This is a genomic window from Streptomyces malaysiensis subsp. samsunensis, assembly GCF_024519315.1.
GTDB classification, from domain to species: domain Bacteria; phylum Actinomycetota; class Actinomycetes; order Streptomycetales; family Streptomycetaceae; genus Streptomyces; species Streptomyces malaysiensis.
On record NZ_JANIIC010000004.1, the window covers coordinates 169,334 to 191,724 of the forward strand.

General features: G+C 70.2%; 19 protein-coding genes and 4 pseudogenes. 13 read left to right on the forward strand and 10 right to left on the reverse strand.

Annotated features, from left to right (window positions below; all coding sequences use genetic code 11):
• Positions 1-16 precede the first annotated feature (16 nt).
• The 4 genes from NQU54_RS05105 (at position 17) to NQU54_RS05120 (ending at position 3,887) form a co-directional block, all read left to right on the forward strand.
• A complete protein-coding gene (locus NQU54_RS05105; RefSeq protein WP_257629965.1) occupies positions 17-730 on the forward strand; it encodes an ABC transporter ATP-binding protein in 714 nt (237 codons plus the stop codon).
• 107 nt (positions 731-837) lie between these two features.
• A complete protein-coding gene (locus NQU54_RS05110; RefSeq protein WP_257629966.1) occupies positions 838-1,962 on the forward strand; it encodes an NrtA/SsuA/CpmA family ABC transporter substrate-binding protein in 1,125 nt (374 codons plus the stop codon).
• Between the two features lie 58 nt (positions 1,963-2,020).
• Positions 2,021-3,385: an LLM class flavin-dependent oxidoreductase gene (locus tag NQU54_RS05115; protein ID WP_257629967.1), complete on the forward strand. Its 1,365-nt coding sequence runs from the start codon at positions 2,021-2,023 to the stop codon at positions 3,383-3,385.
• 79 nt (positions 3,386-3,464) lie between these two features.
• Positions 3,465-3,887 carry an OsmC family protein gene (locus NQU54_RS05120; protein WP_257629968.1) on the forward strand — a complete coding sequence of 141 codons (423 nt, stop codon included), beginning with the start codon at positions 3,465-3,467 and terminating at the stop codon, positions 3,885-3,887.
• A 115-nt stretch (positions 3,888-4,002) separates the two neighbouring features.
• Here the strand turns inward: NQU54_RS05120 and NQU54_RS05125 are convergent, their stop codons facing one another.
• Together NQU54_RS05125 and NQU54_RS05130 are read right to left on the reverse strand one after the other, a co-directional pair.
• Positions 4,003-4,839, reverse strand: a complete 837-nt coding sequence (locus tag NQU54_RS05125; protein ID WP_257629969.1) for an SAM-dependent methyltransferase — start codon at positions 4,837-4,839, stop codon at positions 4,003-4,005.
• 216 nt (positions 4,840-5,055) lie between these two features.
• Positions 5,056-7,051, reverse strand: a pseudogene (locus NQU54_RS05130) (family 78 glycoside hydrolase catalytic domain); the annotation flags it as partial.
• 323 nt (positions 7,052-7,374) lie between these two features.
• On the opposite strand from NQU54_RS05130, the gene NQU54_RS05140 reads away from it, so the two are divergent.
• Positions 7,375-8,511, forward strand: a complete 1,137-nt coding sequence (locus tag NQU54_RS05140) for a hypothetical protein (protein ID WP_257629972.1) — start codon at positions 7,375-7,377, stop codon at positions 8,509-8,511.
• Between the two features lie 71 nt (positions 8,512-8,582).
• Here the strand turns inward: NQU54_RS05140 and NQU54_RS05145 are convergent, their stop codons facing one another.
• The 4 genes and pseudogenes from NQU54_RS05145 to NQU54_RS05160 all read right to left on the reverse strand — a co-directional run bounded on the left by NQU54_RS05145 (position 8,583) and on the right by NQU54_RS05160 (position 11,840).
• Positions 8,583-9,491 (reverse strand): class I SAM-dependent methyltransferase, encoded by a 909-nt coding sequence (locus tag NQU54_RS05145; protein ID WP_257629973.1) that lies wholly within the window; start codon positions 9,489-9,491, stop codon positions 8,583-8,585.
• An 86-nt stretch (positions 9,492-9,577) separates the two neighbouring features.
• On the reverse strand, positions 9,578-10,681 hold the full coding sequence (locus tag NQU54_RS05150; protein ID WP_257629974.1) for an NAD(P)-dependent alcohol dehydrogenase: 1,104 nt from the start codon (positions 10,679-10,681) through the stop codon (positions 9,578-9,580).
• Between the two features lie 2 nt (positions 10,682-10,683).
• Positions 10,684-10,857 (reverse strand): annotated as a pseudogene (locus tag NQU54_RS05155) (aldehyde dehydrogenase family protein); the annotation flags it as partial.
• Between the two features lie 227 nt (positions 10,858-11,084).
• Positions 11,085-11,840: a (5-formylfuran-3-yl)methyl phosphate synthase gene (locus tag NQU54_RS05160; RefSeq protein WP_257629975.1), complete on the reverse strand. Its 756-nt coding sequence runs from the start codon at positions 11,838-11,840 to the stop codon at positions 11,085-11,087.
• Between the two features lie 385 nt (positions 11,841-12,225).
• Between NQU54_RS05160 and NQU54_RS05165 the strand changes: the two genes are divergently transcribed.
• Positions 12,226-12,933 (forward strand): GNAT family N-acetyltransferase, encoded by a 708-nt coding sequence (locus tag NQU54_RS05165; RefSeq protein ID WP_257629976.1) that lies wholly within the window; start codon positions 12,226-12,228, stop codon positions 12,931-12,933.
• 97 nt (positions 12,934-13,030) lie between these two features.
• On the opposite strand, the gene NQU54_RS05170 is transcribed toward NQU54_RS05165, so the two are convergent.
• Positions 13,031-13,606 carry a hypothetical protein gene (locus tag NQU54_RS05170; RefSeq protein WP_257629977.1) on the reverse strand — a complete coding sequence of 192 codons (576 nt, stop codon included), beginning with the start codon at positions 13,604-13,606 and terminating at the stop codon, positions 13,031-13,033.
• 6 nt (positions 13,607-13,612) lie between these two features.
• On the opposite strand from NQU54_RS05170, the gene NQU54_RS49975 reads away from it, so the two are divergent.
• Entirely contained in the window at positions 13,613-13,783 is a 171-nt protein-coding gene (locus NQU54_RS49975) for a hypothetical protein (protein ID WP_257630095.1), read from the forward strand.
• Positions 13,784-13,817: 34 nt separating this feature from the next.
• Here the strand turns inward: NQU54_RS49975 and NQU54_RS49980 are convergent.
• A pseudogene (locus NQU54_RS49980) lies at positions 13,818-13,905 on the reverse strand (hypothetical protein); the annotation flags it as partial.
• 317 nt (positions 13,906-14,222) lie between these two features.
• Between NQU54_RS49980 and NQU54_RS05185 the strand changes: the two are divergent.
• Positions 14,223-14,432 carry a hypothetical protein gene (locus tag NQU54_RS05185; protein ID WP_257629978.1) on the forward strand — a complete coding sequence of 70 codons (210 nt, stop codon included), beginning with the start codon at positions 14,223-14,225 and terminating at the stop codon, positions 14,430-14,432.
• 139 nt (positions 14,433-14,571) lie between these two features.
• On the opposite strand, the gene NQU54_RS05190 is transcribed toward NQU54_RS05185, so the two are convergent.
• Positions 14,572-15,690, reverse strand: coding sequence for a saccharopine dehydrogenase NADP-binding domain-containing protein (locus NQU54_RS05190; RefSeq protein WP_257629979.1), 1,119 nt, complete (start codon positions 15,688-15,690; stop codon positions 14,572-14,574).
• Between the two features lie 124 nt (positions 15,691-15,814).
• Here NQU54_RS05190 and NQU54_RS05195 point away from each other — a divergent pair, with 124 nt between their 5' ends.
• On the forward strand, positions 15,815-16,381 hold the full coding sequence (locus tag NQU54_RS05195) for a TetR/AcrR family transcriptional regulator (RefSeq protein WP_069868263.1): 567 nt from the start codon (positions 15,815-15,817) through the stop codon (positions 16,379-16,381).
• Positions 16,382-16,443: 62 nt separating this feature from the next.
• Here NQU54_RS05195 and NQU54_RS05200 read toward each other — a convergent pair whose 3' ends face one another.
• Positions 16,444-17,481 carry a hypothetical protein gene (locus NQU54_RS05200; protein ID WP_257630085.1) on the reverse strand — a complete coding sequence of 346 codons (1,038 nt, stop codon included), beginning with the start codon at positions 17,479-17,481 and terminating at the stop codon, positions 16,444-16,446.
• 144 nt (positions 17,482-17,625) lie between these two features.
• Between NQU54_RS05200 and NQU54_RS05205 the strand changes: the two genes are divergently transcribed.
• From NQU54_RS05205 to NQU54_RS05225, 4 genes and pseudogenes are all read left to right on the forward strand, one after another.
• The gene (locus NQU54_RS05205; RefSeq protein ID WP_257629980.1) at positions 17,626-18,522 is read left to right on the forward strand and encodes an RNA polymerase sigma-70 factor; all 897 of its coding nucleotides are present in this window, start codon (positions 17,626-17,628) and stop codon (positions 18,520-18,522) included.
• 27 nt (positions 18,523-18,549) lie between these two features.
• Positions 18,550-18,849, forward strand: a pseudogene (locus NQU54_RS05210) (MaoC/PaaZ C-terminal domain-containing protein); the annotation flags it as partial.
• Between the two features lie 38 nt (positions 18,850-18,887).
• Complete coding sequence (locus NQU54_RS49985) at positions 18,888-19,814, forward strand: thiamine pyrophosphate-binding protein (protein WP_372505786.1); 927 nt, start codon at positions 18,888-18,890, stop codon at positions 19,812-19,814.
• A gap of 35 nt (positions 19,815-19,849) precedes the next feature.
• A complete protein-coding gene (locus tag NQU54_RS05225) occupies positions 19,850-22,270 on the forward strand; it encodes a CoA transferase (RefSeq protein ID WP_257629981.1) in 2,421 nt (806 codons plus the stop codon).
• The last annotated feature ends 121 nt before the right edge of the window (positions 22,271-22,391 follow it).

Sequence of the window (22,391 nt, forward strand, 5' to 3'; positions counted from 1 at the left end):
GCGGGGTGCCGGGCTTTTGCTCGACTCAGTGGGTCGGCGGTACGGCGATCGGTGGATTCTGGAGAACCTCGACCTGGAGATCGAGCCCGGCTCCTTCGTCTCCTTCCTCGGCCCCAGTGGCGTCGGCAAGAGCACACTGCTGCGGATCATCGCGGGCCTCGAACAGCCCAGCACAGGCAGTGTCACCCTGCGCGGAAGCGGACCGGAGCCCGTCACAGCCCGCATGATGTTCCAGGAGGACCGGCTGCTGCCCTGGCGCAGCGTCGAGGACAACGTCCAGCTGGGCGTCAACGGCCGCGGGTACGAGGCGCGTTCGCTGCTGCGGGCCGTCGGCCTGGACGGCCGGGGAAGCGTCTGGCCGGCCGAACTGTCCGGAGGGCAGAAGCAGCGAGTCGCCCTCGCCCGTGCCTTGCTGCACCACCCTGAACTCCTGCTCCTGGACGAGCCGTTCGGCGCACTGGACGCCATCACCCGGATCAAAATGCAGCAACTCGTGGAACGGCTCTGGCTGGACCAGCCGCGCACCGTCCTGCTCGTCACCCATGACGTGGAGGAAGCGCTCGTGCTCTCCGACCGCGTACTGGTCCTGGCGGCCGGCTCGATCGGACGAGACCTGAGGGTCGACCTTCCTCGCGGGGATCGACGCGGACACCCCCGCCTCGTGGCCTGGAAGGAGGAGATCCTCCAGGACCTGCTCGAACCCGCGTCCGCCGGCACCGGAGCCGGCTGAATCAGCCCGGAAACCGGCTGCGGACCGGCTGCCCCCGACCCAGCCCCGCAGCCCCCGTACCCCATACCCCCCGTACCGCGTCCCCGTGGAAGGCCAAGGACCTCACCATGCCCAGACTCCGTCGTATCACGTCCCGCTCCGCCACCCCCACGACTGCTGTCGACGGACTCTCGCGCCGTGGACTCCTCGCCCTTGGCGGCCTCGCCGCCCTCACCCCCGCCCTCGCGGCATGCGGTGCGGACAAGACCGCCGCACCGGAGAACAAGCCGCTCGCGGACGGAGTGCCCCAAAAGCTCCGCTTCGCGGTCATCGGAAGCGGCAGGACCGGCATACCCGCGGCCCTCCGTTACAAGATGAACGGCGTGAACCTCGGCAAGACGCTCGGCGGCACGACCGTCTCCTGGCCGTCGGGGTTCACCGCCTCCCTGCCCGTCATGGAGGCTTTCAAGGCCGGAAGCGTCGACTTCTCCTTCGCGACCGCCACCGCCGTGGCCTACGCGGTCGGCGGCGACGTCCCCATCGTGCCGCTCGCCGCTTACCCGCTGCCCGGCACCGAGGTCGAGATCCTCGTGCCGCGCGGCTCGGCCATCCGCGGTGCCGCGGACCTCAAGGGCAGGCGGATCGCCGACCAGAAGGGCACGACCGGCACCTATAGCCTCATCAAGTACCTGGAGACGGCCGGACTGCGGCTGGACGATATCGACTACGTCAACCTGCCCGCCGCCGACGCGGAGTCCGCGTTCGCCAACGGCAAGGTCGACGCCTGGATCAGCTGGCAGCCCGCGATCGGCCTGGCCAAGGCCCGGCACAAGGCGCGCAGCCTGCCCGGCGTCAAGACGTACGACTACAGCTTCTACGTGGCCAGCGAGTCATTTGTGAAGGACTATCCCGAAGCGGTGGCGAAGACCGTGCGCGCCGTCCGCGACGCGCAGCGCGGCATCAACAGGTCGCCCGAGAAGAGCGTCGAGTTCTTCGACCGCATCGGCGGCTTCGGCTCGGCGGATGTGGAGCGCGACGTCTACCTGGACCTGACCCGTAGGAAGCTCCTGTCCGACTCGAACGCCGACGCCCTCGCGGCGGTCGACGGCAAGGCGATCGGGAGCACCCAGGATCTCGCCGACAACTTCCATGCCCTGGGCGTCTACCCGTCCAAGATCGACGTGGCCGGGTTCCTGCGCGACACCCGCTTCGATTCCATCAGAAAGACGGTGGCCGCCGAACTGGGGAAGTGACCCCGGCACCGATCCCGGACAGTCCACGGCCGCGTAACCCTCAGGCAGGAAGACCCCGATGAACAGCTCCCGGAACCATACGAACCACATGCATCTGGCCGCCTTCGTGACCGCGGGTCCCGGTCGGCCCGGCGGCTGGCGCCACCCGGCCGCGGACCGGAACTGGCTGTCCGCGTCCCATTACCAGCACATCGGCAGGGTGCTCGAAGAGGGCAAGTTCGACCTGATGTTCTTCGCGGACATCCTGTCCGTACCGGACCGCCTCGGCAACAGCATGGACAGCCAGCTCCGGTACGGATCGCTCGGGTCCCTGCGCCTCGACCCGACCCCCATCCTGGCGTCGATCGCGGCCGTCACCGACCACATCGGCCTGGCCGCCACCGTCTCCACCAGTTACCTGGAACCGTTCCCGGTGGCACGTTCGTTCGCGACGACCGATCACATCAGCGACGGCCGTGCCGCTTGGAACGTGGTCACTTCCTTCCAGGATTCCGAAGCGCGCAACTTCGGCAACGATCGTCACATCGACCGGGACAAGCGCTATGAGCGGGCCGACGAGTTCCTCGAAGTGGCCTGCAAGCTGTGGGACAGCTGGGAGGACGACGCTCTCGTCCTCGACCCGGACACCCCGCTGTTCGCCGAACCCGAGCGGGTGCATCACATCGACCACGAGGGGGAGTGGTTCAGCGTCCGAGGCCCGCTCAACGTCGCGCGTCCGCCGCAGGGCTACCCGGTGATCATCCAGGCCGGTGCCTCACCCAAGGGGCGTGACTTCGCGGCCCGTTGGTCGGACGTCATCTTCTGTAGCCACGCCTCGCTCGAGTCGGCCCGTGAGTTCTACCAGGACATCAAGGACCGCGCCGAGCGTCATGGCCGCCGCCCCGAGGACGTCAAGATCCTGCCGATGGCGACTCCCGTCATCGGCCCCACCACCGAGGCGGCACAGCGGTCCGCGGACGAACTGGCCGACCTGGTACCGCCGTTGGCCGGGCTGTCGACTCTGGCCTACCACTTGGACGTCGACCTCTCGGGTCTCCCGCTCGACGAACCGCTGCCCGATGTGGATGTTCCCGGTGTCCAGGGCCACTACAAGGAGGTTGTTGAGATGACTCGGCGCGAGGGCCTGACGCTGCGGGAGCTGGGCAAGCGCTATGGCGGTCGCGTCGAGGGCACTTTCGTCGGCACCGCCGCCGAGGTCGCCGACGGCATGGAGCGTTGGTTCACCGAAGGCGCCTGCGACGGTTTCACCGTGGGTGCCGTCCACACGCCGGGCGCCTTCGAGGACTTCGCTCGTCAGGTGGTGCCGGAACTCCAGCGACGGGGCGTGTTCCGGACCGAGTACGAAGGCGGGACGCTGCGCGACAACCTGGGCCTGGAGCGCCCTGCGGCCGGAGCGTGGCGCAGCCGCCGTCACGGCGTATGACCCACGACCGGTGTGGGCGCGGGCACCGACCTGCGCCCGCTCCGCCTCCTCTCGACGACCATAAGGAAGACCACGGACGATGACGACCGCAGGCCAGAGCACAAGCATCAGCGGCCGGAGCACGGACACCCTGGGCCGGTTCCTGGTGACCGCACGCGGCAACCACTTCGTCTCCGACGCGCGAACCGGGCCGGCGGAGGCGGTTCAGGCGGGAGAGCTGCTGCTGGCGTCTCTCGCGTCCTGCTCCCTGAGCAACATCCAACTCCACGCACAGGAACGGGCATCGGGCCTGACCGGCGGGCAGGCTCACGTCAGCTACGAACGTGATGCCGAGGACCCCACCCGGTATGCCTGGATCCGTCTCGAACTGCGGCTGAGCGGGGTCACCCAGGAGGAGGCCGCCACCTTGACCGAGCTGTTCACCGGCAGCTGTCCCATCTACAACACGCTGCGCCGGGGCGGGAACGTCCTGATCGCCGTCCGCACCGACCTCCCCGCCTGAGCCTCCTCCGTTCCCACGGACCGGACACTGACGGTGTGACCTCGCGGGCAAGCCCTGCCGGGCCCTTCACCGCTGTGTCGGCGGGCCCGCGAGCCCATCATGGGTGAGGGGGCGATTATGGCTTGATGCCGACACCGGCCCACAGGCTGACGTCGGCGTCGCTCGGCGCCGGGCCGTCCTCCCGGTCCGCTCCGCCGTCCTCGGTGGCCGGCCGCCAGCGGTGGCCGACGACGATACCCGGCTCGATCAGGTCGAGACCGGCGAAGAAGTCCGTCACGGCCGCTTTGTCGCGGAACTGCACCGGCGTTCCGGCCTGGTTGTAGATGTCGGTGACCTTCTGCCAGGTCTCGGGGTCGAAGTCCGGTGTGCAGTGGCTCAGCGCGAGGGCGCTGCCCGAGGGCAGCGCGTCCATCAGACGGCGGACGATCCCGTGCGCGTCCTGGGCGTCGGTGACGAAGTGCATGAGCGCGTTCAGGCTGAGGACCACGGGCCTGGTGAGGTCCAGCGTCTCGCTGAGCTCGGGGGACCGGAGTATGGTGTCGGGTTCGTTGACATCCGCCCTGATGTAGTCGGTGCGGCCCTCCGCGGAGCTGTTGAGCAGGGTCTGCGCGTGAACGAGGACGATCGGGTCGTTGTCCACGTAGACGATCCGGGCGTCGGGCGCCACGGATTGCGCCACCTCGTGCAGATTGGGCTTGGTCGGAATGCCGGTGCCGATGTCGAGCCACTGCCGGATGCCGTGGTCCCGGGCGAGCACACGCGTGGCGCGGTGCATGAACGCACGGTTCTCCCTGGCGCATACGAAGATGGCGGGGTAGGAGGCCGCGACCCTGGCGGCGGCCTCCCGGTCCGCCTCGTAATTGTCCTTCCCGCCCAGGTAGAAGTCGTACATGCGGGCGGAGTGCGCCTTGTCCGTTCGCAGGTTCAAGGCATTGGGCAGTTCGTGAGTCATACGGGCTCCGAGGTGGGGGTATCGCGCCCTTGATCGCCAAGTCGCACCGGTCAGGGTAGGCCCTTCCCGGTGGCATATGCGCGAGAGTCGGCCACCGGTGAGCAGGGCAGAACGGTCATCGTCGCGTGACGCCTCGGCGGCTCGCGGCCCGGTCCGCGCGCCGCGGAAGCTCATCTCCCCGCTGCCGCATCGCTTGGTCGCGGGCCGGAGCACCGCTCAGCGAACGGTGAACGTCCAGGTCCCGGAGCCGACACGGTACGCCACCGCCTGCTCGCTGACCTGCGTCTTCCTCGCTTCGGCGGGGGCTTGAACATGATGGCCCCCGGTCGTCAGAGGCACCCGTACCACCGCGCGGCTGTTGGCCGGGATGGTGACGGTCAGCCGCAAGGTGCCCCCAGTCTTCTTCCAACTGCTGGCCACGCGGCCACGCACCGTCTCCTGCGCGGCGGACACCTGGTCCAGGGAGGCGGGGATCCGTGGCGCTACCGCGATCTCGCGGTAGCCGGGCTCGGTGGGCCTGATGCCCGCGAGGACGGTGTAGAGCGAGGTGTTGACGCCGGCGAACATCGCGTGGTCATGGGTCTCCATCGAGGAGCGGTAGAGCCACTGCTCCCAGGTGGTTGTCGCCCCCTGGGCGAGCTGGAAGCCGAAGCCGGGGTAGGTGCGTTGGTGGAGCATGGTCATCGCCAAGTCGATCCGCCCGACGCGGGCCAGCGCGTCGACCAGGTAACGGGTGCCGAGGATGCCGGTGTCCACGTGGCTGTCGTCGTGCTCGACGATGGTGCGGGCGAGCCGGTCGCCGACGTCGGCGACCCTGTCGGCGGGCACCAGCCCGAACGCCAGCGGCAGGACGCTGGTCACCTGGCGTCCGCTGCCGTACGTATCGCCCGCTTCGTTGAGGAAGCGGGCGTTGAACGCGTCCTTGACGCGGTCGGCCAGGGCCGCGAAACGGCGCGCGTCCTGCCGGTGCCCGAGAACTCCCGCGGCCTTCGCCACCGCCTGGGCCTGCTGGTAGGAGAGGGCGGTGTTGACCAGGGAGACCTCGCTGGTGCAGTCCCCGGCGGTCGGGCTGCCCATGCCGTCGTTGGCCTCCGGCCCGTGATCGGGCGGGCACCAGTCGCCGAAGCCCTTGTCCGCGGGCCAGATGAGCCCGGGAACCCCGGTGGCGTTGCGGTCCACGAACCGCTTCATCTCCGGATAGGCCATCCGCAGCGCGTTCCGGTCGCGGTACTGCTCGTACAGGGTCCAGGCCAACGTGACCTGACCGCCGGCCATGTCGGGGTACTGCGCCTTGACGTCGTCGGAGGGCAGCGCGGTGCCCGGCGGCAGGTCCTGAAGATACTTCGCGTAGAAGCCGCCCATGCCGAATTCGCGCGTCGCGGCGTCCCGGTAAGCCTGGACGTCCATGGCCGGAGGGGTGCGCTCGTCGCGCACCGGCGTATCGGTGGGCGTGCTCATGGAGTTGTTGAGGACGCTCCAGCGGTTGTTCCGCCAGATGCTGTTGAGCACCTCACTGGAGGAGCTGAAGGTGCCGGTCGACGGCACATCCGCGTGGACGACGCGCGCCCGTACGTCCCCGAGGCCCGCCCTCCCGGGGAAGCCGGTCACCTCCAGATAGCGGAAGCCGTGGTACGTGAAGCGCGGTTCATAGCTCTCGCGACGGCCCGTCCCCGCGAGGGTGAAGGTGTCGGTCGCCGCGGCATCCCGATTGGTGGCGGTATCCAGCGTGCCGTCGGCGTTGAGCTCCTCGGCGGTACGCATGGTGGTGCGTGTACCGGCCGCACCCTCGGCACCTCAGGCGCGCCCAACCGGCGATGTTCTGGCCGAAGTCGTAGACGTAGGTGCCGGGCCGGATCTCGGTCACCTTCCTCGGCCGCAGGGTGTCCACCACTCGGACCGGCGGCATGGTGTTGGACCGCAGTGCGCCCCGCGGCGCGTCGACCGTGGACACGCTCCGCCAGGAGCGGTCGTCGAAGCCGGACTCGTCCCAGCCGTCCCGCTCCTCCCGGGCGTCATAGGACTCACCGTCGTACAGGTCATCCGCGGTGATCGGCCCGAGGGACCACTTCCAGGACGGGTCGGTGGTGAGGCGGCGCCGGGTGCCGTCGGTGAAGGTGACGTCGAGCAGCGCGATCGCCTGCCGCTGACCATCCCAACGGAAGCCGTATGGGCTGAAGTTCTCCCCGTAGCCGTGGCCCAGCCACAGGCCCACGGGCTGCCGGTGACCAGCGCCGTGGCCAGGAGGAGCGCGGCGGCGCCAAGGGGCGCGAGCACACCTCGGGCAGCTGCGAGTCTGCTGCGTCGGAGCACGCTGGGACCACCTTCGCAGTCGGCATCGCCCGGATGCCACCCTCGGGCGACTAAAACGATTCATAACCGGGTTCGTTATAGCAGCGGCAACGAGACGCGGCTAGTGCGGAGTTGGTTCCCTCCCGCCACTTGGCGCACGACGGTCCTGTGACACCGAACCGTGGGTGTGTGCCGTTGAACCGTGAGCTGCTCCAACCGGCTGCCGCCTCATGTGAGGATGTGGCGATGGCATGGCTGAGGAAACCCAGGAGGCGGACGGTCGGGCTCGTGGCCGTGGCGGGCGTGGCACTGGGGATGTCCGCCTGCGGCACGAGCGGCTTCGACGACGGGGATCCCGGGGATCGCGAGGCGAAGTACAAGCGTGTCATCGAGGACCCCCATCCACGCCCCGCCGATGTCATCGAGGCGGCCGGCGCACCCAGCGGTGTGGTCCGCGCGGACGACGGTTCGCTGCTCCTGACGTACGACGCCGGCAATGTCGAGGACGATGAGGGGCCGGCCGCCACCGCGTGGCGCATCGTCGGCCCCGGCGGCCGTACGGTCGCCGAGCACGCGGAACACACGGACGCGGAGGCGCCGCCGCCGGAGTTCAAGGGGGTGCGCGGGGGCTTCGTGCGGGTGCCGCCGGGGGAGGGGAGCGAGGGGGCGTACGTCCTCGACGTACGCGGCAAGCGGCACGAGGTCACCATCACCGGGACCCCGTCGCGCATCCGCCCCGGCGATGTCCTGCTCGCCGAACTGGAGCCGACCCTCATCTACCGCCCCGCCACGCACACCGTGGCGCCCCCGGCCGGAGTGCCGGACGACGCCATCCGTTTCGCCGTCGATGAGCGGGGCACGGCCTGGGGCCTGGACCAGCCCCTGACCGAGGACCCCAACCGCGTCGTATGGCAGCGCGACGGTCACACCCTTGGCTCCACCGCCGTCCCGAAGCCGTACACGGGAGGCATCCTCGCCGCGCGGGGTGGCACCGCGGCGCTGTCCCTCACCCGGGGCGAGCGGGTGCGGGGTCTGTTGGTGACGACGGACGGCGGCGGGCACTGGCGGACGGTCCTCGGCGGCGGCATTCCCTGGCGGGACCTGGAGCGTGGCCCGGAGTCGCTGGTCCTGGAACCGCTCGCGGACGGGCGGCTGCTCGTCGGCGAGGAAGGCGGCCGCTACTGGCTCGCCGACGACCGCGCCAACAGCGCCTTCCACGAGCTGAAGACGCCGGCGAGATTCACGTCGCTGACCGTCGACGGCACGACGCTCCACGGCATCGCGGACGCGACGACGGCGACGTACGGCCTGGTGAAGGGCGAGGGGCTCTGGATCTCTCGCGACGGCGGACACCAGTGGCACCGCCACGAACAGCGCGGATAGCGGTGGGGGACGGCCGGACGCCGGGGTCCGGCCGCACCACCCCCTCGCCGTGCTCAGCGCGGGCCGGCCCGCTACGGCCTGGGCTTGTCGGCGAACACCCACCGGTTGCCCGCCAGCGCGTCATTCTCCTCGGGCAGTGGCCCGCGTCCGTGCCGATGGGTGAAGTCGAAGGGGGTATGGACCGATGTGGACCAGCCCTTGCCGGCCAGATCACCCGCGGAGTCGGGCCGCGGCTCGCGGGCGAACAGGTTGAGCAGGTCGATGCCGATCTGGTGTTTCGTCGCGGTGTAGAGCGGGCTGTCGCGGTATTCCAGCAGGTCCTTGTCCAGCTTGACCTCGAACGCCAGAGCGCTGCCTCCCGCGCTCAGCCGGTCGATCGCCTCGATGAGGTACGTCTCGGAGGCGTTGGGCAGGTAGAACAGCAACCCCTCGGCCAGCCAGACGCTCGGTGCGGCCGTGTCGAAACCGGCGTCGATCAGCGCGGTGACCCAGTCGGCGCGCAGATCGACCGGGATCGGAACGCGCGCCGCCTTCGGGGCGGCCGACAGTCCGTCGAGCACCTTGTGCTTGAACTCCAGCACACCTTCCCTGTCGATCTCGAAGACCACGCAGCCGGAAGGCCAATCGAGCCGGAACGCCCGCGAGTCCAACCCCGCCCCGAGCAGGACCACTTGGCGTGCGCCCCGCACATGCGCGGACCGGAGGAGAAAGTCGTCGAGGACCCTCGTCCGCAGACCGAAGTAACGCGCGAATCGCCCCCACAGCGGGTTCGCGTCGCCGTCCGGCACCTGCCGCATCCGGACCGGCCAGCCCGCGGACGCCGGTGCGGCCAGCACGAAGTGTTCCGCGTAGACGTCCCGTGCCAGGCTGTCGTGGCGGTGGGTCTCGATCGCCCGTGCCGCGGCGACCATGAGAGCGGTCAGGCCGACACCCCCTTCCACACCTTCCACACCGGTGTTCCGATGCGCTGTGCCGACCATGTGGCCTCCCGTGGGGCGAGTAGAGAGCATGAACAGCGAAGAATGTGCATGAGGGGCATGAGGGGTCCGCGGTGAACGCGGGACGCTCATCGGGCCCTCCCCTCAGGAACCAGGACGGGTTTGACCACGCGGCCCGCCTCACAGTCGCGTTCGGCCTGGTTGATGTCGGCGAGCGGGTACGTACGGATCAACTGGTCGAAGGGAAACCGCCCGGCCTGCCACAGCCCGGTCAGCCGCGGAATCAGCAGTCCCGGCACCGCGTCCCCCTCGCAGATATGGGAGATCCTCCGGCCGCGGTCCAGCGTCCCCGGCTCGAGCGGCAGCGCGGTGTGGAGCCGCGCCACCAGGCCGAGGTGGCCGGTCGGGCGCAAGGCCCGCAGCGCGTCGTTGATCAGCTGGGCGGAGCCCGTGGTGTCCAGCGCGTACTGCGCACCGCCGTCGGTCAGTTGCGCGATGCGGCCGGGCAGGTCGGCCGATGCGGCGTGCAGCGGGATCGCGCTGAGCCGCTCGGCGAGGGCCAGCCGTTCGGGGTGCTGGTCGACGGCCACGGTCACCGCCCCGGCAGCGGTGGCCGCCATCACCGCGGCCAGGCCCACCGCCCCCGCCCCGAAGACCGCGACGCTGTCGCCGGGGCCGGCGCGGAAGGAGTTGAAGACCGCTCCGGAACCGGTGAGGAAGCCGCAGCCGAGCGGTCCGAGGAGTTCGACCGGCAGCGAGGGATCGACCCGGACGGCGTTACGAGCCGGGACCATCGCGTACTCGGCGAAGGAGGACTGGCCGAACCACCGGGGGGCCAATTCGGCTCCGGCCGCGTCGGTGAACCGCGCCGCGTTCTCCTCGCGCCCTCCGAAGAGGTTGAGCGTGGCGAAGGAGTCACAGTAGGCGGGGGCCGCGCCCACGCAGTTCCGGCAACGTCCACAGGAGTCGAAGCTCAGCACCACATGGTCGCCGACGTTCAGGCCGGTGTCCTGGCCGCCCGTCTCCACCACGACCCCGGACCCCTCGTGGCCGAGCACCGCGGGCAGCGGTGAGCGGCCCGCCGAGCGCCGGACCGCGAGATCGGTCCGGCACATCCCGCAGCCCGCGATCCGGACCAGGATCTCGCCGTCGGCCGGTCCCTCGCTCAGGATCACCTCCTCGATGGCGAATCGGCTCTCGTACGAGCGCAGTACCGCCGCACCGAACCTCATCCTCACCTCTTGTCCGGACAGTGCACGACGAACGGCCTGGGATTCCCATAGAGCCCCCACGGCCCGCCCGCGACGCCGACACCGCTGTCCTTGATGCCCGCGAAGGGCCGGGCGGGGGAGGTTTCGGCGTGGTGGTGGATCCACGCCGTGCCGCACTCCAGCCGGTCGGCCCCGGCCGACTCCACGGCGTCGGCCGCCGCGCGCGACGCGGCGGTGCGGGCGACGGGGTCGGCCAGCCGGCCGCGCCAGGCATCGTGGGCCCGGCCGACGACGGCGTCCCACTCGTCCGGCCGCTGGTCGGGAGCCTCGTCGAAGGCTTCGCCCGGTGCCGGATCGAGGACAGCGAAGCACTCGTCGTGGGTTCCCGGGGTGCGACGGATCCGGCGTATCGGCATGCCGGCGGTCATCCCGCGGCGGCGACGGCGGCCGCGTATTCCCGGGCATGCCGGTCCATCTCCGCCCGGAAGGCGGCCACCAGGTGCGGCTGAATCCTGCCGGTGTCCCGGTCGCCCCCCTCGCAGACCGCCCCGCGCACCCCCACGATGTCCGTGCCGATGCGGGTCAGCGCGCCCAGGTCGCCCACCTTGACACTGCCCGCGAGGGCGGCGAGCAGACCGGCGTCGTGGGCCAGCCGGACGAACTCCGCGCAGACGTCGTGCGGAACGTGGTCGAACAGCCGTGTCCCGTCCTTGATCGCGGTGTCGAGCATGGCGGCGTCGGAACCGGAACGGCGGGCGATATCGGGCACCGCGAGCGGATTGACACAGCCGATCCGGTGGGCGTCGGCGTAGCCGGAGGCGACGACGAACGCGTCCGGCCGATAGTCCTTCACCGCCCGAACGACCCCTCGCATGACATCGACGGCCTGCTCGGGCGTGGTGCATCCGTAGAGGCCGACCTTGATATAGGTGGCTCCCGAGACCGCCGCACCGAGCGCCGCCTGGGCCACCGTGCCGGGCTTGTACGGTACGTCTCCCACGGTGGCGGACACCGGCTTGTCCGCCGGGACGACGTCGCGGATCTGCCGGATGACCCATGGGAAGTTCGCGCCGAGTGAGCCCTCGTCGGGCTTCTTGACATCGACGATGTCGAGGTGCTCTGCCGCCCTTTCGCAGCCGAGGGCCTCCTCGACGCTGTCCGGGGAGATGAGAAGCAACAACGTGGATTCCTTCCACTGCATGTCCACCCGCCGAGGGCAGGCATGCGGAGTCGTTTGGATCACGCGCGGTCTGCTCATCATTGCGGCGACCCATGGCCACCGGCAGGGCGCGCGGAGTCCGAAAGGGTCACTGCCAGGAGTGTTCACGCCCCCCCCAGTGCGCCTTTTCCGCCGGTTCGAATCAGCCGCGGGCAAGATGCACGTGGCCGATTCGCCGCTTCCCTCTTTTACGGCACCCTTTTACGGCACCGAGCTGTTGTGCGGCATCCTTCTGTTCGGGTTCGGCCCGTGTGGAGGGCCGGGGCGCCGTCCGCGGGGGTGCTCATGGCGTCGTGCGTCCCGCGGTGACGGGCGTCCGCGTACGACAGAAAGGGACAGCTCGAAGATGAACCACGACGACCTGGCACTGGACGATCCGGTGGGTCAGTCGCTCCGCGGCCGGCACGCGCGTTTCGCCCGCCGACTCGGCCGGGCCGCCGCTTACCAGAGGGAAGTGGCGACCTTCTCCACGGTGTCCGCCGACCCGGACGCGGCGGAATGGGCCGACCTGGCCGGGTTGCTCGGGTCGGGCGAACTCGCCGACCTGTTCAGCTGTCCGGCCACCGCGCCGCCGGACTGGGGGCCGGCCTTCCGCCTCGAGGGCCGCCAGATGATCCGGCCCGGCATGGCCCGGTCCGACCACCGCCATACGGAGACCGGGACCGATACCGGTGTGGTCGAACTTGGCGCGGACAGCGTGCCCGAGATGCTCGGCCTCGTCGCGCGGACCCGGCCGGGTCCGTTCTGGCCGCGCACCCATGAACTCGGCACCTATATCGGCATCCGCGACAACGGCACGCTGGTGGCGATGGCGGGGGAGCGGCTGCGGCCTCCGGGCTGGACCGAGATCAGCGCCGTATGCACCGCTCCCGAGGCACGAGGCCGGGGCCACGCCGCACGTCTGGTCGGTGCGCTCGTCGCCCGGATCGCGGTCCGCGGCGAACGTCCCTTCCTGCACGTGGCCGAGACGAACACCGGCGCGATCGCACTGTATGAGCGGCTCGGCTTCACCACCCGCAAGCAGGTGACCTTTCGGGGGTTCCGCACACCGTGATGGCTCCCGGCCCCCGAGAGCCGCCTGAACCGAGATGCCGGGCGAACGGCCACCAGCCGGATCAGCATGGTCACCGGCTCCGGGGCGCCCGCGGTTCTCATCGTTTCGGTCCTGCCGCGGCGTAGAGGATCGTGCCGACGATGAGCAGGATGAGCGCTGTCCATGTGCCCGCCGCCGTACCGGGGGGCAGCAGCGGCCAGCCGGCGATTCTTCCGGTGATTCCGGTGGGGGCCGGGACGAAGAGGGCGAAGGCGACCCAGCCGAGGAGCGGGACCCAGGCATGGGACGCGCCGCATACCGCAGCACCCAGCCCGGCGAGGCCGGCCATGCCCGCACTGTCGCGGATGATGAACGCGGCCGGAGCGAGTTCGGAGCCTGCCGCTTGGGAGGCCATCAGCCCCGCGCCGATGAGCGTGCCGATCAGGAGTATGTGCGCCGCTCGACGCGGGGCCCACCGGATCGCGGCCGTTCGTTCCAGTGCGACGTCCGGACCCCCGAGTCCGACCGCGGCCGCGGCTACTCCGGCGGCGAGGACCAGGGCGGCGATGCGGGGGCCGGCTGCCAGGCCCTCCTCTCCTCGGGTGAGGGCCCACACCACCAGCAGGATGAGTGTCAGAGCCGCGGCCGAGGCCGGTGCCTGCCGGGACCGCGCGTACAGCATCAGCCATCTCATCGGGCCGTGACCCCCGCCAGCACGTTCATGCCTCGCCCCACCGAGGTCGACCACGTGTTGGCCTCCCTCGCCGCACAGGGCCGGCGGTACGGACTCACCACTGAGCTGCTCGACGCCGCCGTCGTCCGCCTCAGGCTCCATGACCGGCAGGTGCTTGCCGCCCGCGACCAGCAATGAACCTGGGCGGGGCGGCGCCCGTCCGTACCCGCGGCTATGACGAGGACCTCACCATGCTGGAAGGGGTTCATCGTGCCCCGGTCGACGTTCTGGTACGGGGCGAGCTTCTGCATAGTGACCCGCGGGGGCGCGAACGCCCCGGCGGTGATGCGCACCCCCAAGGCAGGCGGCGAGTCGCCCCGTCGGGCATCTCGTGAACGGCGGGCCCAGGTGATGGGTTTATGGGTATATCGGCTGGCTTGTTCGCTCTGTGCTCTCTGGCGGGCGTCGATCAGAGCGCCGTTCCGCGTCCTATCCTGCGGTCGTCCTGCCGGGCTCGTCTCCTGGCGATGCGAAGGGAGACCCCGGGCCAGCCGGTCGAGCATGGGCCCGGAAATCTCCCTCGCGCTTGTCGGAGCCGTTGTCCATCTCGCTGACGACCGAGGAGAACGACCAGCTCATGACATCTGACGACCGTACCCGAGTCGGCGATCCGAGGGGCACACGGATGCTCGGCTGGGTCACAGCACTCACCGGGCTGGTGGCGATCGTGGCCGTCGTCGCCTTGGCGTTCATGGGCCACTCCGAAGCCGCGATCGCGACCGGCGCCGTCGGCACCAGCGCGACCGCTGTCGGCGGTCTCCAGATCACGGTGAACGTCCGCCACTGAGCCGGTTGCTTGACCGCTGAGGTGGAATCGCTCCTCCATGCCGGCCGTTACGCGGTGCGGGCGGGCGTGCCCGAGCGGAATCCATCGCGCCCGGGAACCATTCGAACCGGACTCGCGGGACGGCGGGCATCGGTGCTGCTCAGTCCAGGACGAAGGTGCCGCCCGCGGCCGTCGCCAGGTCGGGCCCGAGGGCGGCCGCCGGCGTCCAGGCGCCGGGGATGCCGACGCCACGGGCCAGCAGTTCGGTGACGGTGGCGGTGACGTCGGCCGTGTAGTCCATGCCGTCGCCGGCGCGGAGCCATCCTTCGCGCCGGGTGCCGTCCGCCCACTCGACGACGGCGTGCCCCCACGAGTGCTCGCGCGGACGGGGTGCGGCCTTCTTGATCCGTACCCGGCCGAGCCGGTCGACGGCGAGGCGTCGCAACGCCGGAACGGACAGCAGGCGGCCCAGCGGCGGGAGCAGGGCACGCATCAGCGGAGAGGTCGGCGCGAGAGCGGAAGTGGCGGTGACGAACGGCGCTCCGCTCACCGCATGCGCCGCGATGAGCTCGCCGGACGCGACCCCCGCCGACTTCGCCGACTCCCCGTCCGGGAAGGCGAGTCGCCGCGGGTCGGCGCCGAGGCGCGACGTCACCAGCCGCCCGTTCTCGTACCGCCGCCCGCCGGTGGTGAGCGCGTCCACGAGGCTTGCCGCAAGTGCGGCGCCGAGCACACCCGCCTCGACGGCCACCGAGGCCACGGAGTCGACCCGCGCCCGGTGCGGCGCGGGCCGCCCTTCGCACAGCTTCGCCACCACCGCCTCCGTCGCCAGCACACCGAATCCGGCGCCGGTGACCAGGGTGCTGCCCGCCCGCACCGCTTCGTCGTGCAGGGCGAGCAGCCCCTCCACGGCGACCACGTCGTTGGCCTGGTCGACGTAGTGGCCGCCGGGCATGCAGGCACGGGCGATCACCGGTGCCGTGGCGGCGTAAGCGCCCATCGTGTTCACCACCACCCGCGGGCGCTCTCGCATGATCTCGTCCGCGATCCGCTCGGCCGAGTCGGCGACGACGACCTTCATGCCCCCGGGCAGACCGGCTTCGGCCCCGGCGGCGACCATCCGCTCCCGGCTGCGCCCGACCGGCACGACCGTCAGCCCCCGCGCGGCCAGCCGCGCGGTCACGCCCCGGCCGACACGGCCGGTCGCCCCGACTATCCATACCTCGTCGTTCGTCCTGCTCTCGTCTGTCGTCCTGCCGGTCCCGCTGATCTCGGTCATGCGAACGTCACCCTGCCTGCTCCGGGCCGCACCGGGGACGGGCGTCCCCAGTGATGACACAGTGTGTCGTGAGTGCAGGCTAACACTGACGACACAGTGGGACATCACCTGTTAGGGTCAACCCATGGCGAGGTGGGATCCGGGCGCCGAGCAGCGCCTGAAGCGGGCGGCTCTTGAGCTGTACCTGGAGCGCGGCTACGACAACGTGACGGTGACCGATATCGCCGAGCGGGCCGGACTCACCCGGCGCTCCTACTTCCGCTACTTCCCGGACAAGCGCGAGGTCCTCTTCGGCGGCTCGGAGCTCCTGCCCCCGGCGTTGGCGGAGGCTGTCCTGGCGGCGGACCCGGACGCGGCTCCGCTCGCCGCCGTCCTCGACGCGCTGGCGCGAGTCGGTGCCCAGCTCGTCGAGCAGGTGGACGGCGTGACGGAGCGCCGGGCGGTGATCGACGCCAGCCCGGAGTTGCAGGAGCGCGAACGGACCAAGACGGCCGCGATCACCGAGGCGATCCGCGATGCCCTGATGCGGCGTCAGGTGAACACCGGGACGGCCGAACTGGTCGCACAGCTCGCCACGGTGGCCTTCGGCAACGCCTTCCGGCGCTGGATCGAGGCCGGGGGACATACGAGTTTCGGCAGCTGCCTGGACGCGGTGACCGATGAACTGCGAGCCGCCTTCGCCGGGATGTGAGCGGGACGCCTGACCGGCGCCATGACCGACGACCGGTCCGCGGCGGCAGGGGCGTGCTGCCGCTACTCGCCGATGCCGGGGTTGCTCGCCAGGATGTCCTCGGTGGTCCGCCAGAGGCGGGGCAGGAAGCGGATGACCTCTTCGGCGCGGTGGAGGATGTCCTCGCTGGAGCTGATGCCCAGGTCGGTGACGGCTGACCGGAACGCGGGGGCGAGGGCGTGGTGCAGCTCGGGGGCGTCCGCGGCCAGGATGGTGTGGCAGCGGGCGAAGGTCGCGATGATCCAGAAGACGGCCTCGTGGTGGTCGCCGCGGTCGATGAGGTCCTGGCTGCCGTTGATCGCGATCGGCCGTGCCGCCGGGGTGATGTCGCTGCTGAAGAAGAACGGGGTCTTGGCGACTTCGGCGGTGGCGTCGAATGTCTTGGTGAGTTCGCGCAGATGGTGCTGGATGCGCCGGGCGGGCAGGTGCCGGCAGCCGAGAAGGTCCAGCAGTTCCGGGTACAGGCCGAGGTGGCCGTAGTCGGCGAGGACCTCGCGTGCGGCCAGGTAGCGCAGCCGCACGGTCGGGTTGCGGAGGGCGGCGACCAGCAGCACGTGGGTGGTCACGCCGGTGGGGAACAGACAGGCCATCACCTGCTCGTGGAACGGCGCCGAGGGGTCGATGGCCGCCAGCCGGGTCTCGATCCTGTGGCGGGCGTCCTGGCATCTGCGGCGGACCCAGTGCCGGGCGGCGAAGCTGCCCGAGATGTGTGCCTGCACTGTGCGCAGGTGGCCGGTGGGGTCATCGATGATCGTGTCGGTGCGGAAGCTGCCGGCCAAGTGATACGAGGCGAGGACGTCGTCGGCGGACTGGAGCTGTGACCAGGGCAGGTAGCTGACCTCCAGCAAGGTGCCGCGATAGCGGAGTTTCCCCGGTTTGGCGGGTGGGTCATCCTCGGCGGTGACAACGACGATGTCGATGTCGGAGGAGGGCGGCAGCTCGGCATCGTCCGGAAGCCCTACGGTTGAGCCGCTGAAGTACGCCCCCCGGAAACCCGCGCCGGGCTGGGCATACCGGGCGACCCATGCGGCCGCGGTGGAACGTCCCGGTCCCACTTTCACCACGCGTCCTCCTCTGCTGACGAGTGCAAGACCTGCGTTGTTCCAGTGTGCTGTGGTCTCGGCCCCTGATGCCCGTGGCCGCGCCCGGCGAAGGCGCCGGGTCTGTGGGGCTTGTAGCATGGTGATGCAAAGTGGGAGGCATTCATGCGCGACGGGGATGACGCAGGCTCCCTCGACCAGGCGATGAAGGACTTCATCGCAGCGCGTCCCCGACTCTTCGGCATCGCCTACCGCGTGCTCGGCACCAGTGCGGATGCCGAGGACATCGTCCAGGAGACGTGGCTGCGGTGGCACAGGACCGACCGCTCCGGCATCCAGGAACCTGCGGCGTTCCTGACGACGGTCACCACCCGCCTGGCGATCAACCTTGCCCAGTCCGCCAGGATGCGGCGTGAGTCCTACGTCGGCCCCTGGCTCCCGGAGCCGGTCGACACCCGCGCGGATCCGCAGTTGGGTGCGGAACGAGCCGAGGCGCTCGACCTGGCCGTGCTCTTCCTCCTGGAGAAGCTCAACCCCGTGGAACGGGCCGCTTACGTGCTGCGGGATGCCTTCGACTACCCGTACAAGCGGATCGCGGACATCCTGGAGACGAGCGAAGCCAATACGCGCCAGTTGGTGAGCCGCGCCAAAAAACACCTGTCGGCCGAGCGCAGGGAGCCGGCCGACCCCGCCGCTCACCGGCGTCTGCTGGAGGTGTTCCTCACCGCGGCCCGGACCGGCGATCTGACGGTGCTCGAGGACGTCCTCACGAAGGACGTGGCCAGCTACTCCGACGGCGGAGGAGCGCGCGGGGCATCCAGGATCCCTGTCATCGGGCGTCCGCGCGTCTCCAAGTACCTTGCCGCCTTCGCCCCACGGTTCTGGCCTCAGGCGGACGTTCGCTGGGTCGAGGCCAACGGCAGGTCAGCCGTCCTCGTCTCGGCCGGTGGGAACGCGGTGGCTCTGCTCTGCGTCGAGGTGTCCGTACGGGGCATCGAACGCATCATGTGGGTCATGAATCCGGCCAAGCTGGCTCCCTATGTGGCTTCGCTGACCGATTGACGCCGCCCCGCAAAGTCCGCGCCGTACATGGACGACGGCCCCCACGCGGGTACCGCGCCCGACGCGCCCGAACGTGCCGCGCTGCCCGAGCGCACCACCGCGTTCACTCAGGACCAGATGTCGGTCTTCTCCTGGGCCGGGCGCGGATACGCCAACGTGCACACGCATCCGGAGAAGGCGGCCGCCTCCGGCCTCGACCGCACCATTGTCCAGGCCCAGCAGCAGACCGGGCTCATCATCGCCAACCTCGTCGATATCTTCGGCAAGACGTTCTTCACCTCCGGTGAGCTGGACCTGCGCTTTGTCTCGCCCGCGTTCGTCGGCGACGAACTGACCACCGGCGGGTCCCGACCACCCATCCGCTGGTGTTCGGCGCGGCCAGCCGCATGGGTACCGCCCTCTCCGACCAGGTTCTCGGTGAGGCCGACCTCGTGCTGGCGCTGGGCAACAGCCTCAACGCGGTGTCCACCACCCGCTGGCGCCGGGAACTCCCCGAGATCGTGCAGGTCGACGTCGACCCGGCGATGATCGGACGCTACTACTCCGAGATCACCCAGGGCGTGGTCGGCGACCTCGGTTCCTTCGCCCGGGACCTGGTCGTCGCGACCGCCGGACGAGCGGAGGACGCGAAGGCCGGACGCGCACACTGGATCGCGACCCTCGACAAGGCACGCGCCGACTGGTGGCAGGGCTCCGTCGTGGCCGACACCACCGCTGACGGGCCGCTGTCCCCGGCCGACATCGTCCGCACACTGCGCGAGGTGGCTCCCGAGAACACCCTGCTCATTCCGGATGCCGGCAACCCGGGAGTGTGGTCGTTCCTCTGGGAGATCCAGCAGCCCAACAGCTACATCAAGCCCGTCGGGTTCGGGAACATGGGATTCGCCCTCCCGTCCGCGATCGCGGCCTCGCTGATCGACCCCGAGCGTCCGGTGCTCGCACTGATCGGTGACGGTTCGCTCGGCATGAGCCTCGGCGAGATCGAGACGCTCGCCCGCGTCGGCGGCAATGTCTGCGTCATCGTCTTCAACGACTCCAGCTATGGCAATATCCGCCAGGAGCAGGAACTGCACTTCAACGGCCGCACGACCGGCGTCGACTTCGGCCGGGTCGACTTCGGCATGGCAGCCCGCGCGATGGGTGTGCACGGCGAGGTCGTCACCCGGCTCGCCGTACTCCGCGAGCGCGTGGCCGAGGCGTTCGCGGCGGGCACGCCGGTGGTGCTCGACGTGCCGATCGACCGTGATGTCAACGCCTGGACGTTCCCCTCGTTCGCGGCGCGGAAGAAGTAGTCCATGGCCCATGCTCGAGAAGAAGGAGGAAGAAGGTGACCGATGCGACACCACGAGCAGCCCAGGCACCTCTGGACGGCGTAAGAGTCCTCGATCTCTCGCGGTTCATCGCGGGCCCGCTCTGTGCGCAGATCCTGGCCGACTTCGGAGCCGAGGTGGTCAAGGTGGAGCGCCCGGCCGGGGAGGACTCCCGGCATCACGGGCCGTATCACCGGGACGAGAGCATCTACATGTTCCTGTACCACCGGAACAAGTACGACGCCTCCTTGGACACCCGCCACCCTGAAGCACTCGGAATACTCGAGCGCCTGATCCAGTGGGCCGACGTCGTCGTCGAGAACTACCGTCCGGGCACCATCGAGAAGATGGGCATCGGATACGAGCGGATGAAGGAGCTCAACCCGGACATCATCCTGGTGTCCATCTCCGGCTTCGGCCAGACCGGCCCGGACTCGCGCCGTGCGCTGTTCGACGCGATCTCCCAGGCGTCCTCGGGCCTGATGAGCATGACCGGTGAGCCCGGCGGCAAGCCGACGCTGAGCGGCACGTACATCGCCGACTACACCACCGGGTACCAGGGGGCGATCGGCGCGCTGATGGCGATCCTGCATCGTGAGCGCACCGGTGAGGGGCAGCTTGTGGACGTCGCGTCCTTCGACACGATGTTCTCCGCGCTCGGCGTCCGCCTCATCTCGCATCTGATGCTCGGTCAGGACATGCCGCGCAGTGGTTCGCGCGACCTGCTCACGGCTCCCGTCAATGTGTACGAGGCCGCTGACGGGCCCATCTACATCCAGGCCGGTACCGCCTCACTGTTCCCCAAGCTGTGCGCCGTGATGGAGCGGCCGGATCTGGCCGCGGACCCGCGGTTCGCCGGAGTCGAAGGCCGCATGGCACACCAGGAGTTTCTGGAGGGCGAGATCGGCGCCTGGGCGGCGGACCGGTCCACCGATGAGATCGCGCGGGTGCTCGAAGAGGTGGGCGTGCCCTACGCCAAGGTCGCCTCGGTCTCGGAGGTGGCCGAGTCACCTCAGATCGCGGCACGCCACATGATCGTGGAGTCGGACCACCCCGAACTCGGTACCATCCGCATGCCCGGCAATCCGATCAAGATGGAGAAGACTCCGCCCACGGTCCGCAAGGCACCGCCTCGGGTTGGCGAGGACAAGCAGGACGTACGAGCCGCGCTGAGGGGAGTGTCGGGAGGCCCGACACCCGCGGCGCTGGCCATCGCCGCTCATATCGGCACGGTCGCCGTCGACGCCGGTCTGCGGCCTGTCGGCCGAAGCGGCGGCTGGGCCGACTCCCGAGGCATACGGCAGCTCACCGCGCTCGGTGACGCCTGGGCGGGATGGCTTCTGGCGGCGGCGGGCCGACCGTGCCTCGCCGGCGGTGCCCTGGCCTGCCTGATGGACCCGGAGGCGGTGGACACAGAGGGGGTCCACGCCGTGCTGTCGCCCAAGGACTTCCTCGTGGCCCGGCTCACCGGCCGCCTCACCGCCGACACGATCAGCGCCGCCTACACCCTGGCCTCCGATGTGCGCCGTCGCGCGTGGAACGTCGATCTGCTCCACGAAGCCAAGGTGGACGTAACGCTGTTGCCGCCGCAGTCGGAGCCGACGTCGGTGGTCGGCACGCTCACCCAGGAGGCCGCGGCGGTCACCGGATTGCCCACCGGGCTTCCCGTCGTGTCAGGCGGCCCGGACGGCTCCGTGGGCATCGGTCTGCTGCTGGGCGGCAGCGAGGACATCATCGCCGACGTCGCGGGCACCACCGACGTCGTGGGCCGGCTGCTGCGCCATCCCGACGCCCTGCCGGACGGCGCCGTGCTCAACCCGTCCGTGCTGCCGGGCCGTTTCGTCGCGGGAGGGGCGACCGGCCTCACCGGGGGCGCCGTCGCGCACCGGCGCTCTCTGGTCGGGACGGTCGAGGACGGACGGCTTGCCGAAGTGCCTCCCGGCGCGGACGGGCTCATCATCCTGCCGAGCATGACCGGTGCGCGCTTCCCCGACTGGCGCCCTGATGCCCGGGGCGCCGTGCTCGGACAGCGCCCCGAGCACGAGGCCGCCCATCTGCTACGAGCCGCCCAAGAGGCCGCGGCTCACACTCTGCGCGATGCGGTGGACCGGCTCGACCCCTCGGGCGAGCTGCCCGTCGCGTTCGCCGGCGGTTCCTCCCGCAGCGCCCATGTCGCGCAACTACGCGCCGATGTTCTGGGCAGGCCGCTTCTGCTGTCCCCGGAGCCGGATGTCACCTTGCTCGGTGCGGCGGCACTGGCCCTCCTCGGCTCGGGCGAGATCACCGACCTGGACGCTCTGCGCTCATGCCTCATCGGCACGCTGCGCCGGGTGGATCCTGACGAGGCCCGCGCGGCGCGGTACGGGGAACTCCACACCCGCTGGCGGACTCTGAAGGACACCACCGACGCCGCGTATGCGGCGGCCACCAGCCTCTAGGCCGGCTCATTATCGGCACCCTGGTCGGCGGGTCTCCGGGGACGAAATGGGTCTTTTCTTGCGGTGCCGCCGTCTGAACCCCGATCCTGATCTGAATAATGAACGCATCCATGGAATGTTC

Coding starts and splice junctions, on each gene's coding strand:
- NQU54_RS05110 (WP_257629966.1), top strand. CDS start 838: ATGCCCAGACTCCGTCGTATCACGTCCCGCTCCGCCACCCCCACGACT.
- NQU54_RS05205 (WP_257629980.1), top strand. CDS start 17,626: ATGCGCGACGGGGATGACGCAGGCTCCCTCGACCAGGCGATGAAGGAC.
- NQU54_RS05125 (WP_257629969.1), bottom strand. CDS start 4,839: ATGACTCACGAACTGCCCAATGCCTTGAACCTGCGAACGGACAAGGCG.
- NQU54_RS05150 (WP_257629974.1), bottom strand. CDS start 10,681: ATGAGGTTCGGTGCGGCGGTACTGCGCTCGTACGAGAGCCGATTCGCC.
- NQU54_RS05195 (WP_069868263.1), top strand. CDS start 15,815: ATGGCGAGGTGGGATCCGGGCGCCGAGCAGCGCCTGAAGCGGGCGGCT.
- NQU54_RS05145 (WP_257629973.1), bottom strand. CDS start 9,491: ATGGTCGGCACAGCGCATCGGAACACCGGTGTGGAAGGTGTGGAAGGG.
- NQU54_RS05165 (WP_257629976.1), top strand. CDS start 12,226: ATGAACCACGACGACCTGGCACTGGACGATCCGGTGGGTCAGTCGCTC.
- NQU54_RS05120 (WP_257629968.1), top strand. CDS start 3,465: ATGACGACCGCAGGCCAGAGCACAAGCATCAGCGGCCGGAGCACGGAC.
- NQU54_RS05115 (WP_257629967.1), top strand. CDS start 2,021: ATGAACAGCTCCCGGAACCATACGAACCACATGCATCTGGCCGCCTTC.
- NQU54_RS05185 (WP_257629978.1), top strand. CDS start 14,223: ATGACATCTGACGACCGTACCCGAGTCGGCGATCCGAGGGGCACACGG.
- NQU54_RS05170 (WP_257629977.1), bottom strand. CDS start 13,606: ATGAGATGGCTGATGCTGTACGCGCGGTCCCGGCAGGCACCGGCCTCG.
- NQU54_RS05190 (WP_257629979.1), bottom strand. CDS start 15,690: ATGACCGAGATCAGCGGGACCGGCAGGACGACAGACGAGAGCAGGACG.
- NQU54_RS05140 (WP_257629972.1), top strand. CDS start 7,375: ATGGCATGGCTGAGGAAACCCAGGAGGCGGACGGTCGGGCTCGTGGCC.